This is a genomic window from Bacillus sp. B2-WWTP-C-10-Post-4 (genome assembly GCF_009183805.1).
GTDB classification, from domain to species: Bacteria; Bacillota; Bacilli; order Bacillales; family Bacillaceae_G; genus Bacillus_A; species Bacillus_A cereus.
In genome coordinates, this window is the sequence record NZ_WEII01000006.1 from 25,754 (window position 1) to 38,424 (window position 12,671).

The window sequence follows — 12,671 nt, forward strand, 5'->3', positions numbered from 1 at the left end:
CTTTATTTTATATGATAAAATATTTTTTAAATCTAAATATTCTTTCAATTAAAGAGGTGAATATAGTGATACCAACAAAGTTAAAAAAGGGTGATGAAATACGGGTGATTTCACCATCGTGTAGTTTAAGTATTGTTTCAAATGAAAATAAAAAATTTGCTATAAAAAGATTAACCGACATGGGCTTTCAAGTTACATTCTCAAAATATGCCGATGAGATAGATCGATTTGCTTCCTCTTCTATTTCTTCCCGCATTCAAGACCTCCATAAAGCATTTAGAGACCCTAATGTAAAAGCTATTTTGACGACACTTGGCGGATACAACTCCAATGGTTTATTGAAACATCTCGATTATGATCTAATTCGTAAAAATCCGAAATTTTTCTGTGGTTATTCAGATATTACTGCTTTAAATAATGCAATTTACGCAAAAACAGGTCTCGTTACATATTCAGGACCCCATTTCTCTTCCTTTGGAATGGAGAAAGGGCTCGAGTATACAACCGATTACTTTTTAAAGTGCTTAACTTCTAATGAGCCTATTGAAGTCCTGCCATCTGAAACATGGAGCGATGATTCTTGGTATATAGATCAGAAAAATCGAGAATTTATTAAAAATAAAGGATACGTTTCAATTCAGGAAGGAGAAGCTACAGGAGATATTATCGGTGGCAATATGAGCACATTTAACTTACTGCAAGGTACACCATATATGCCAAATTTAAAGGACAAAATTTTATTTATTGAAGAAGATAGTTTAACTGGAACATCTACTCTTAAAACTTTTGATCGTTATTTACATTCCCTTATGCAGCAGCAAGATTTTGAATACATAAAGGGAATCGTTATAGGAAAGATGCAAAAAGGTGCAGAATGTACGATAGAAGACATTCAAGAAATGATTGCTTCAAAACCTGAACTTGCACATATTCCTATCATTGCAAACGCAAGTTTCGGGCATACAACCCCGATTTTCACTTTCCCAATTGGTGGACGTGCAAAAATTATTTCTAACAAGGAAAAAACATCTATCACTATTTTAACGCACTAAAAAGGAGCGAATGAGTCGCTCCTTTTATGGTTTTTCTATTTTTTCCAACGCTTTTTGTGGAATAGATTCTTTCGGGATTTCAGCCCATCCTTTTCCTTGCATACCTTTTGCATAAATTTTTATAAACGCCCCCGCATGCAATTCACGGTTCATCATTCTTTTAATGATCTGTAACTTTCCGTCTTCTGTATACCCTTTAAAAGTATACAAGTATTCTCCGTCTTTTTTCTCACCTTTATCTATAACCGCATAATAATCTTGTATTTCTTTATTTGAAAAGAAGTTGTCTACAAAAGCATGTACACCTTCTGTTTTTGTGTTCAAATAATACGCTGTTCCACCTAGAATAATGGCGAATACAGCTAAAACTTTAATTACCAATTTCATACATGAACCTCCTGTTTGCACTTCTTTCTCACTAGTATTATATCTATACTTGTATTATACGGAAAAGAGCATACTATACTCTATCTAAAAGTCTTACACTTTCCTTACATTATTGTAAGGGATTTTTCTTACAGCAAGTTCCCAAGAAAAAATTTTTCCGTTTCATACACTTTTATATTATTATTGAATGATACGAATTTTTATTACAAAAATCAAAGGAGACAGTTTTCAAATGGCTATCTTGCAAGGTTTAGCACTATTACTTGTTGTACTTTGTCTATTTACACTTTTTAGTTACCGTGCGCCTTATGGAATGAAGGCGATGGGTGCTTTAGCTAATGCAGCAATCGCAAGTTTTCTTATTGAAGCATTTCACCGTTATATAGGTGGAGAAATGTTTCATAATGACTTTTTACAATCAGTAGGAGAAGCTTCCGGTAGTATGAGCGGTGTCGCAGCAGCGATTTTAGTCGCATTAGCAATCGGTGTTTCCCCCGTATACGCTGTTTTAATTGGTATCGCTACTAGTGGATTCGGTATTTTACCAGGATTTTTCGCTGGATACGTTTGTGCTTTCGTCGTGAAATTTCTCGAAAAGAAATTACCAGCTGGCGTGGAATTTTTAGCAATCCTATTTATCGCTGCACCAATCTCACGCGGAATGGCACTGCTTATGGATCCGCTTGTTAACGCAACACTCGGTAAAATCGGTTCTATGATTTCAGTTGCAACTACAGAAAGTCCTATCATTATGGGTATTATGCTTGGTGGATTAATAACAGTTATTTCTACCTCTCCACTGAGTTCTATGGCACTAACTGCAATGCTTGGATTAACAGGTTTACCAATGGCGATTGGTAGTCTTGCCGTTGCGGCCTCAGCCCCGATGAACTTTATTTTCTTTAAACGATTAAAAATTTGTTCAAAGAAAGATACAATTGCTGTAGCAATCGAACCTTTAACACAAGCCGATGTTGTCTCAGCAAATCCAATTCCAATCTATATGACAAATTTCGTTGGCGGTGCACTTGCCGGTATTATTACATCGCTATTCCAGCTTGTTAATAATGCACCAGGAACAGCATCACCAATTCCAGGTCTTCTTGTCCTATTCGGATTTAATGACGTTGTAAAAGTAACAATTGCTGCTATATTATGTGGAATCGTTACCACTATTGTCGGATACATTGGATCTATTGTGTTCCGTAAATATCCAATCCGCTCTGCTGATGAAATTCGCGGAGTTACTTCGGAAGAGAAGGTTGCATAAGAAAAAGAGCTATTCCCATCGTTTGAGAATAGCTTTTTTTGTGTTGCATAACGGTAAATGAAATTATATCAGCGGTTTTTTCAATATATCAGCGCAACTCGAATTATATCGGCGATTTTTTCAATATATCAGCGCAACTCGAATTATATCGGCGATTTTTTCAATATATCGACTTACCGACACATAACGACAAAATAAGAGCCCTCTAATCATATAGAGGGCTCTTATTTTATCTAGCTGCAGCGGCTAGAATGATTGGTGGCTTCACTTTTATTTCACCCAACCGAGCAGCATTTCCCGCACGAATTTGCTTGCTGCGACTGGTGTTTGATCACTATGGTCGTAGACTGGAGCTACTTCTACTAAGTCTGCTCCAACTACATTTATATTTGAATTTGCAATTGCTACGATGGAATCTAATAATTCTTTAGATGTGATACCTCCAGCTTCTAACGTTCCTGTTCCAGGAGCGTGAGCTGGGTCTAATACGTCAATGTCAATTGTGACATAAACTGGGCGTCCTGCCAGTTTCGGTAATACTTCTTTTAACGGTTCTAATACGTCAAATTTATATAAGTTCATACCTACTTCTTTTGCCCATTCGAATTCTTCCTTCATTCCAGAACGAATACCGAAAGAATATACGTTTTCCGGACCAATTAAATCGCACACCTTACGAATAGGTGTAGAGTGGGATAAAGGCTCCCCTTCATACGACTCACGTAAATCAGTATGAGCATCCATATGGATGATTGCTAAATCCGGATATTTTTTTGCCATTGCCTTAAAAATTGGCCAAGACACTAGGTGCTCACCGCCGAGACCTAGTGGAAACTTATCGGCATCTAAAAGTTTTGATACATACTCTTCAATCATGTCTAAGCTGCGTTGTGCGTTTCCGAATGGTAATGGGATATCACCCGCATCAAAATATTTTACCTCTTCTAGTTCACGATCTAAATACGGGCTATATTCTTCAAGACCGATTGATACTTCACGAATACGTGCAGGGCCAAAACGAGATCCCGGACGGTAACTTACTGTCCAATCCATAGGCATCCCATAAATAACTACCTTTGACTCTTCAAAACTTGGATGACTTTTAATAAATACTTTACCTGAATAAGCTTCATCAAAACGCATATTCTTTTCCTCCTTATGTGGAACTTAAGGTATCCCAACCTTTCACTATTTCTCAAATTTGGAGCGAATTGCTCCTCTTTCTCGATTTACCGGGTCTTCTGTTTCATAACAAGAAGACGATTTTCTTTACAGGAGTGTAAGTAGCTAGCATGTTCAAGTCTTCTGGACAAACACCTTAAATGAGCTACTTACACTTTATTTATTTGATACGATTTTCTTACTTAATTAAATCACCAACAAATTTCGGTAATGCGAAGGCTGCATTGTGTAATTCTTTTGTGTAGTATTTCGTTTCGATTTCGTGGAAACGCTCTTCACTTACTTGTAATGGATCATGTTTTTTAGATCCAATTGTGAACGTCCAAAGACCACTTGGGTAAGTTGGAATGTTCGCTGTGTATAAACGAGTAATAGGGAAGATCTCTTTTACGTCTTTAAACACAGTTGTAATTAATTCTGGTGTAAACCAAGGGTTGTCCGTTTGTGCAACGAAAATACCGTCTTCTTTTAACGCTTTAGAGATTCCAGCGTAGAAACCTTTCGTAAATAAGTTTACTGCTGGTCCTACTGGCTCAGTAGAATCTACCATAATTACGTCATATTCATTTTCGCTCTCTGCGATGTGTAGGAAGCCATCTCCTACTTTTACTTCTACACGCTTATTATCTAATGCGCCTGCAATTGATGGTAGATATTGTTTAGAGTACTCAATTACCTTTCCATCGATTTCAACAAGAGTTGCTTTCTTTACACTTGGGTGTTTTAATACTTCACGAATAACACCGCCATCACCGCCGCCAACAACTAATACGTTTTCAGGGTTTGGATGTGTAAATAAAGGTACGTGCGCTACCATTTCATGATAAACGAACTCATCTTTTTCTGTTGTCATAACCATGCCATCTAAAATAAGCATGTTTCCGAACTCTTCCGTTTCAACCATATCCAATTTTTGGAATTCTGTTTGCTCCGTATGTAATGTGCGGTTAATACGCGCCGTAATCCCAAAATGTTTTGTTTGTTTTTCAGTGAACCATAGTTCCATCGTACAATCACGCCTTTCAATGCAAATTTATAATAGGGACATCATTAATGTCCCCTAACAAAAATAAAACAAAACATCCAAAAAGTATAGTTAAAAGTAAAAAAATAGCGAAAATATATTTTAGTCAGAGGGCTCCAATATCTATGCATAAAAAAAGCCCTTTCTTAAGAAAGGGCTTTTTTCTCTACTTCTACCGGTTTTTGAATCGGAATTAAAAGCATTACGCAACCAACTAATACAACAATTCCACCGACTAAAAACGGACTTTGCGGTGAAACAGTATGACCGATGACCCCTGATAAGATTGGCGCAATTGCACCACCTAACCAACGAACGAAGTTATAAACACCTGATGTAACAGATCTTTCATAAGGTGAAATATCCATTACATAACTTGTAAATAATGCATTATTTAATCCAGATGCTAATCCTGATAGAACAATTAATACAATTTGTAACAACATAATTTTTACAAAGAATAGCGCAATTAAGAAAAGCGCAAATACGAGTAAACTTCCTTTCAACAATGTTTTCGGCTCATAATTACCTTCTAGCTTATGGGCTAAAATTGCAGAACCGTAAGCTAACGCTAATCCCCATCCGCAAAACACAAACCCTAATTGAATAGCAGATAAATGCATAATAAGTGGTGAATATGCTAACACAACGAAAAATCCGTAGTAGTATAACATTCCTGAAATCGCACCTTGCATAAACGGTTTATATTTAACTAAGTTAAGTAATTCTCCTACGCCTGCCGCTTTACGCTTCACTTTTCGCTCCGGTTCTTTTACAAAAAAGAAAACTAAAATAAATGCTAAGAAGATTAAAATACTCGTCGCAAAAAATGGGTAACGCCAAGAATGTCCACCTAATATCCCGCCTAATAACGGTCCGCCTGCCATCCCTAAACCGATAGCTGCTTCATACAATCCTACTGCTTCATGAACTTCTTTACTTAATGCAATCAATAATGTCATCGCCGTTGCGAAGAACATCGCATTTCCTAATCCCCATCCTGCGCGGAAAAGAGATAATTGAGCAATCGTTTGCGATATACCGCATATAAACGCAAATATAGTCACGATCGCAAGACCAATCGTCATCATTCGTTTATCACCAAATCTCGATGCGAATATTCCAGCTGGTAACATCATAATTGCCATCGTTAAAATATATGCTGTAAATAACATCTCTACTTGCCAATGCGATGCACCAATTTGTTCAGCAATGCTTGGTAAAATTGGGTCGACTACCCCTATACCCGAAAAGGCAAGGAAGGTAGCCACCACTGTAATCAATCTCCCTAATTTTTGTTTGCTCTCCATTTTGATCATTCTCCTTTTGTGCTCTCTAAAAATGTCACTGCACGATGTAAGCTATCTTCAAGCTCTGCCTTTACACGCTGCATTTGCTCCATTTTCTCGTCTAACGTTTGCACTTGTTGTTCAAGCATCTCTTTAATTTCTTGAATCACTTCACGGTCACGAGGATTTTCACTACTTCTTCTTTGCTCCATTCTTTCTTTTAACGATAAAAAATGCTGCATTTCTTGAAGTGTGATTCCTAGCACTTCTTTCGCTTCTACAATTCTTTTAATTCTGGCAATATCCTCATCCGTATACAGACGAATATTTCCCTCACTACGTTCTGGGGGATGAATTAAACCAATTTCCTCATAATAACGAAGTGTACGTTTTGTTAAACCGACTTGCTTTGTTACTTCATCAATTTTATACATGTTTATTCCTCCCTTCACTTAATTATTACATTTTACGTTAACGTTAACTTTTCTGCAACTGTTAGACTTTTGTAAATGTTTGTCATATTCAATTGTATTTTCTCTAAAGCAGTTTCATAATGAAAGAAAAGAGATAATAAGGAGAATTTCACATGAGTAAACCACTTATTTTCGCTCACCGCGGAGTAAAAGGAACACATCCCGAAAATACGATGATTGCCTTCCAAGAAGCAGAACGCATTGGCGCTCACGGAATTGAACTCGATGTCCACTTATCAAAAGATGGTGAACTTGTCGTAATTCACGATGAAACCGTCGATCGTACAACAAATGGCGTTGGACTTGTTTCGGAAAAAACGGTAGAGGAACTACAATCATTGGACGCTGGTAGCTATAAAGACCCTTCTTTCCATGAAGCAAAAATCCCAACGTTGCGTGAGGTTTTCATTTGGCTTTCCACAACGAACTTACAACTAAATATTGAATTAAAGACAGATGTTATTCATTACCCAAATATTGAGGAAAAAGCTGTTGCACTTGTGCGTGAATATCATCTTTCTAATCAAATTGTATTTTCATCATTTAACCATGACTCTGTTTCATTATTAGCAGAAATTGCTCCTGAAATCCCAAAAGCAATTTTATATGATACACCACTTGCTGATCCAATTGCCGAAGCAAAACATAGAGAAGCAAATGGATTACATCCAAACTTCCAGTTATTAACGAAAGAATTTGTGCAGTTAGCACAAGAGCAAGGGTATGTTTTCCGTCCATATACAATTAATGAATACAAAGATTTACAAACTATGATTGATTATGGTGTAGATGTCATCATTACTGATTGGCCAGCACGTGCCTTTGAGCTCCTTTCTTAATGGAAGGGGCTTTTTTATTTTCGAAATTTCATTGTTTAAAATAAATGAAAACCCTCAATACTAATACAATAACGCTTGTATTAATGAGGGGCTGAAAAAAGATGGATCAAACTATGAATCCAAAACTTAAAAAATATAAACGTCTTTTCTTCACCGCAATGTTTTCTTGCGTCCTTTTCTTCGTTTTTTCTTTTTTTGTTATTATTATAGTTGCAAAAATTATGGGACCTCCTCCTGTTGCGGTCCCGCAAACAAGCGTCTTTTACGCAAATGATGACACTGTTATAGGACAAAGTAATGAAATGCAAAAACGTTACAATGTACCTCTTAATGAAATTTCACCTTATGTAAAAGAGGCGACACTATCTATTGAAGATCAACGATTCTACAAACATCATGGCTTTGATATGAAACGTATTGCTGGTGCCATTGTTGCCGATTTAAAAGCGATGGCAAAAGTCCAAGGTGCTAGTACGATTACACAACAGTATGCTCGTAACCTTTACTTAGATCATGATAAAACGTGGAAACGTAAACTATTAGAAGCAATGTACACAATTCGCCTTGAGGTGAATTATAATAAAAATCATATTTTAGAAGGATATTTAAATACAATTTATTACGGACATGGCGCTTATGGCATCGAAGCTGCATCCCGTCTATATTTCGATAAAACGGCAAAAGAGTTAACATTAGCAGAAGCTAGTATGCTCGCAGGTATCCCGAAAGGGCCAAGTGTCTATTCTCCCTTTTTGAAAGAGGATCGTGCGAAAGGACGACAAGCTCTCATATTAGATGAAATGGTAGAACAAGGATATATTACGAAGCAACAAGCAGCCTTAGCGAAGAAAGAGCCACTAACTTTTGCCTCATTAGATACGAAAAAAGTAGCAGAGGTCGCACCATATTTCCAAGATGCTGTACAAGCTTCGCTCCTTCGTGATGTTGGATTAGATGAACAAGCTTTACAACGGGGTGGCTTGCGAATTTATACAACGCTAGACCCTAAACTACAAGCTGTAGCAGAACAAGCTGTAAAAGATCACATACCTGACACAACAAACATACAAACTGCTCTCGTCTCTATGAATCCAAAGACAGGTGAAGTGGCTGCTCTTGTTGGTGGAACTGATTATACTACGAGTCAATTTAACAGGGCTACACAAGCCATTCGTCAGCCTGGTTCTACATTTAAGCCATTTCTATATTATGCGGCATTAGAACGAGGATTCACGCCTGCTACGCGCTTAAAAAGCGAATATACTGTATTCACCTTAGGTGACGGCGTTTCAAAGTATAAACCGAAGAACTATAAAGATTATTATGCAGATGATTTCGTAACGATGGCACAAGCTCTCGCAGTCTCTGATAACATTTATGCTGTGAAAACGAATTTGTTTTTAGGCGATGACGCGCTTGCAAAAACAGCGAAACAATTTGGAATTAAAAGTGCATTAAAAGATGTGCCTTCTCTAGCTCTTGGTACATCACCAGTAAAACCAATTGAAATGGTTAACGCTTATAGCATGTTCGCAAATGGTGGAAAAGAAGTAAAACCTACTTTCATTCGCCGCATTATGGATCATGAAGGAAATATATTATACGATGCTCATTTAGAGAGTAAACAAGTTCTCGACAAGAGCAAAGCGTTTGTAATGGAAGAAATGATGACCGGTATGTTTAATAAGAAACTAAGCAGCTATGCTGCTGTAACTGGTCAATCGATGTTATCCAAACTATCAAGAACATATGCCGGCAAATCTGGTTCTACTGAAACGGATAGTTGGATGATCGGATTTACTCCGCAAATCGTAACTGGTGTGTGGGTCGGATATGATCAACCTAAATCTATTTCAAACGTAGCAGAACAAGGATATGCGAAGAAAATATGGACTGATACGATGGAGAAAGGGTTAGATGGACAACCAAAAAAAGAATTTAAACAACCAGGTGACGTCGTAGCGGTTAATATCAATCCAGAGAACGGTAAAATTGCTACAAAAAATTGTCCTATTTCTGTGAAAATGTATTTCGCTAAAGGTACCGAACCGACTGAATATTGTATGGATCACGTCGATGATAAAGAAGAATTTGAAAAAACGACTGAAGAAAAGAAAAAAACAAGTTGGTGGAAAAAATATCTTCCTTGGTAAAAAAAATAGCTGACGGGCATCCGTCAGCTATTTTTTATTCACTTAATAATGCACGGCGCAATTCTTCACTAGATTCGTTCCAAATAGCTTCATTATGTTCTTTCAAGAACGTACCAAGTACCTTTTTAGATGATTCATCCATATGGTCAACCATAATGTGACGCTTCAATGATTTATCCATTTTATTTACGTGCTCTGGAAGTGATTTATATCCGCGGCGAATTTCACGGTCTACTGTCATTTCACAAGCTGTTACACCTGCATAATACGCACCTGTCGCAGTTCTTTCAATCGTTACCCAAACAAGCCAAAATGGTTTTCCGTTTGGAACTTCATCTTTATTTGTTAAAAACTTAATACCTTTTTCTACTGTACTACGCGCGTGCATCGCACCAATATCAACGAATGCAGTTTTCTCTAGTACATCAACAAATACAGGTGAAATGTTTTCTAAGCTTAATGCCCCAACACCAAATCCACCATGTCCATCTGTTGAATCATTTTTCACGATATTAAAACCGATTTTTTTCTTTTTCTCTGTCATATGTAAAATCCTCCTCACTTAAAAATTATAAAAGGCCAGAAATAGGCGCAATGATGCTATCTAAAAATACAAATACATGCGGAATAACTACCTGGAAAATAGGTTGAATTGTGTAATTACTAAGCGGTGTAATAACAAGAATTAATAACGCAATTGCCCCGTATTTTTCATACTGTGTCATTTTCGCGCGAATATTTGCTGGCGCTAAATCTTCTACTACACGATACCCATCAAGTGGCGGGATCGGTAATAAGTTAAATACAAGTAAAACGATATTCAGCATAATAAAAATCTGGAAAAATTGAGCTAACGTATCTGCTACTGCAGATGGAATTGAGTATAATACACCAAATTTTAATAAGCTATACCAAATAATTAAACCAATTGCGCTTAAAATTAAGTTACTAATCGGCCCCGCAATTGAAACTAATATACCTGCAAGACGCGGTCTTTTAAAGTTATATGGGTTAACAGGAACCGGTCTTGCCCAACCGAATCCAAGAATTAATACTGCAATCAAACCTATAGGATCTAAGTGTGCCATCGGTGATAAAGTCAAACGACCTTGTCTCTTTGCTGTATCGTCTCCAAATTTATATGCTACATATGCATGTGCAAATTCATGAACTGATAATGCGATAATAATGGCCATTGCTACCAAAGGAATTTGGTGCAACGGGTATCTAAATAACTGATCCATGCTTCATCTCCTCTTCCATATGTCAAAAAAAGAAATTATTTGTTTTTTCGATTGTTCTTCCCCATAATCCGCTATAATAAGAGTGTAACTTACATAAAAGGAGCGATTGTACATGCCATACGTAACAGTGAAAATGCTAGAAGGACGCACAGAAGAACAAAAGAAAGCTCTTGCTGAGAAAGTAACAGCAGCAGTAAGCGAAACTACTGGTGCTCCTGAAGAAAACATCGTTGTTTTCATCGAAGAAATGTCTAAAAACCATTATGCAGTTGGCGGAAAACGCTTAAGCGACAAATAATTTCAAGTTTTTTCATAAGAAGCAGCCATTAGCTGCTTCTTATTTCTTTCCTTCTAACAACTCAATAATTCTCTCTTTATATTTTCCTTTTCTTCCATCTTCATAGATTAAATCATGCGGATAGAATAGCTTTTGATCCGTTCTTTTCTTACCTGTAATCGCCTCAACAATATCCGACTCACGTGAAAGCTCTCTAAGTTCTCCGTTTGGCATAAGAAGTAGGATTGGTAGACGCTCTTCTTCTTCTCCTGCACGATAAAAGTCATACGGTAAGTCTGATGTTGAATCAACTACTAAATAATACTCCGGATCAAGTCCAATCTTTTTAAATAAACTACTTAATTCCATCCAATTATCTAAACCGTGTTTATCTGTAAACTCTACATATTTAAATAGATTTCGATTCATAAAACGGCGGCATAAATCACTTAAAATTGAATCTTCTTCTTCCTGCCATACTTGGAAGTAGTAATACATAACGTTCTCGTCTAACTTTAAATAATCCTCTACTGTTACTTCTTCTTCAAATAAAGAATAGAAATGAACAGGATGATTTTTAAATGTATAATACTTCTCGTGCAGTGATTTCGCACGGTGTAAAATCTTCGTTAAAATAACTTCTGCACTTCGTGTTACCGGGTGGAAATATACTTGCCAATACATTTGATAACGACTCATAATGTAATGCTCAACAGCATGCATACCACTATTTTTAATGACTACTTGATTCCCATACGGACGCATTACACGCAGTATACGTTCCATATCGAAGTTTCCGTACTTTACGCCTGTAAAATAAGCATCTCTTAATAAATAATCCATACGATCTGCATCAATTTGGCTCGAAATCATACTAATCGCTAATTTATTAGTAGATGTTTTTGCAATTACATCTGCTACCTTTTGTGGAAACTCCTTATCAACACGACTTAATACATCATTAATCTCCGTATCGCCTACGATAATCTTTTGCGTAAATTTCTCATGATCTAATGAAAATACTTTTTCAAACGAGTGAGAAAATGGGCCGTGACCGACATCATGAAGTAATGCCGCACATAAGCATAACAATCTATCTTCAGCATTCCAATTTGGTCTGCCATCAAACACATCATCAATCATACGACGAATAATTTCGTATACACCTAACGAATGAGTAAAGCGACTATGCTCTGCACCGTGAAATGTAAAAAATGTCGTTCCAAGCTGCTTAATACGGCGCAAGCGTTGAAATTCTTTCGTTCCGATTAAATCCCAAATAACACGATCACGCACGTGCACATATTTATGTACTGGGTCTTTAAACACTTTTGTTTCGCTGAGTTTGTCGTTTAAATATACCACTTTCCGACATCCCCCTTTCTTTACTACATTCTTACTTTATATTATAAACGAAATGAGAAACAGAAAGAAATGAAAGACTGTATTAATTCCCTTTATAAAAAGAAAAAATCACCTTT

The 12,671-nt window shown here is 36.8% G+C and carries 13 protein-coding genes; 5 read left to right on the top strand and 8 right to left on the bottom strand.

Annotated features, from left to right (window positions below):
• The first annotated feature begins 65 nt into the window (after window positions 1-65).
• Complete coding sequence (locus tag GBN78_RS05190) at window positions 66-1,052, top strand: S66 family peptidase (protein ID WP_000613231.1); 987 nt, start codon at window positions 66-68, stop codon at window positions 1,050-1,052.
• Window positions 1,053-1,076: 24 nt separating this feature from the next.
• Here the strand turns inward: GBN78_RS05190 and GBN78_RS05195 are convergent, their stop codons facing one another.
• Window positions 1,077-1,439, bottom strand: coding sequence for a YxeA family protein (locus tag GBN78_RS05195; RefSeq protein WP_000779919.1), 363 nt, complete (start codon window positions 1,437-1,439; stop codon window positions 1,077-1,079).
• 232 nt (window positions 1,440-1,671) lie between these two features.
• Here GBN78_RS05195 and GBN78_RS05200 point away from each other — a divergent pair, with 232 nt between their 5' ends.
• On the top strand, window positions 1,672-2,709 hold the full coding sequence (locus GBN78_RS05200) for a PTS sugar transporter subunit IIC (protein WP_152127032.1): 1,038 nt from the start codon (window positions 1,672-1,674) through the stop codon (window positions 2,707-2,709).
• Between the two features lie 270 nt (window positions 2,710-2,979).
• Here GBN78_RS05200 and speB read toward each other — a convergent pair whose 3' ends face one another.
• The 4 genes from speB to GBN78_RS05220 form a co-directional block, all read right to left on the bottom strand.
• On the bottom strand, window positions 2,980-3,852 hold the full coding sequence (gene speB / locus GBN78_RS05205) for an agmatinase (protein WP_001209831.1): 873 nt from the start codon (window positions 3,850-3,852) through the stop codon (window positions 2,980-2,982).
• A gap of 217 nt (window positions 3,853-4,069) precedes the next feature.
• A complete protein-coding gene (gene speE / locus GBN78_RS05210; RefSeq protein ID WP_152127034.1) occupies window positions 4,070-4,897 on the bottom strand; it encodes a polyamine aminopropyltransferase in 828 nt (275 codons plus the stop codon).
• A 164-nt stretch (window positions 4,898-5,061) separates the two neighbouring features.
• Window positions 5,062-6,225, bottom strand: a complete 1,164-nt coding sequence (locus tag GBN78_RS05215; RefSeq protein WP_152127037.1) for an MFS transporter — start codon at window positions 6,223-6,225, stop codon at window positions 5,062-5,064.
• Window positions 6,226-6,230: 5 nt separating this feature from the next.
• Window positions 6,231-6,638 (bottom strand): MerR family transcriptional regulator, encoded by a 408-nt coding sequence (locus GBN78_RS05220; protein ID WP_098300360.1) that lies wholly within the window; start codon window positions 6,636-6,638, stop codon window positions 6,231-6,233.
• 152 nt (window positions 6,639-6,790) lie between these two features.
• Here GBN78_RS05220 and GBN78_RS05225 point away from each other — a divergent pair, with 152 nt between their 5' ends.
• Window positions 6,791-7,516 (top strand): glycerophosphodiester phosphodiesterase, encoded by a 726-nt coding sequence (locus tag GBN78_RS05225; RefSeq protein WP_098300361.1) that lies wholly within the window; start codon window positions 6,791-6,793, stop codon window positions 7,514-7,516.
• Window positions 7,517-7,617: 101 nt separating this feature from the next.
• A complete protein-coding gene (locus tag GBN78_RS05230) occupies window positions 7,618-9,669 on the top strand; it encodes a transglycosylase domain-containing protein (RefSeq protein ID WP_100619713.1) in 2,052 nt (683 codons plus the stop codon).
• A 34-nt stretch (window positions 9,670-9,703) separates the two neighbouring features.
• Here the strand turns inward: GBN78_RS05230 and GBN78_RS05235 are convergent, their stop codons facing one another.
• Window positions 9,704-10,213 carry a YwhD family protein gene (locus GBN78_RS05235; RefSeq protein WP_000136678.1) on the bottom strand — a complete coding sequence of 170 codons (510 nt, stop codon included), beginning with the start codon at window positions 10,211-10,213 and terminating at the stop codon, window positions 9,704-9,706.
• Window positions 10,214-10,238: 25 nt separating this feature from the next.
• Window positions 10,239-10,913: a site-2 protease family protein gene (locus GBN78_RS05240; protein WP_152127039.1), complete on the bottom strand. Its 675-nt coding sequence runs from the start codon at window positions 10,911-10,913 to the stop codon at window positions 10,239-10,241.
• A 112-nt stretch (window positions 10,914-11,025) separates the two neighbouring features.
• Here GBN78_RS05240 and GBN78_RS05245 point away from each other — a divergent pair, with 112 nt between their 5' ends.
• Window positions 11,026-11,211: a 2-hydroxymuconate tautomerase gene (locus GBN78_RS05245; RefSeq protein ID WP_001147171.1), complete on the top strand. Its 186-nt coding sequence runs from the start codon at window positions 11,026-11,028 to the stop codon at window positions 11,209-11,211.
• Window positions 11,212-11,250: 39 nt separating this feature from the next.
• On the opposite strand, the gene GBN78_RS05250 is transcribed toward GBN78_RS05245, so the two are convergent.
• The gene (locus GBN78_RS05250) at window positions 11,251-12,555 is read right to left on the bottom strand and encodes an HD domain-containing protein (protein ID WP_000262731.1); all 1,305 of its coding nucleotides are present in this window, start codon (window positions 12,553-12,555) and stop codon (window positions 11,251-11,253) included.
• Between the last annotated feature and the right edge of the window lie 116 nt (window positions 12,556-12,671).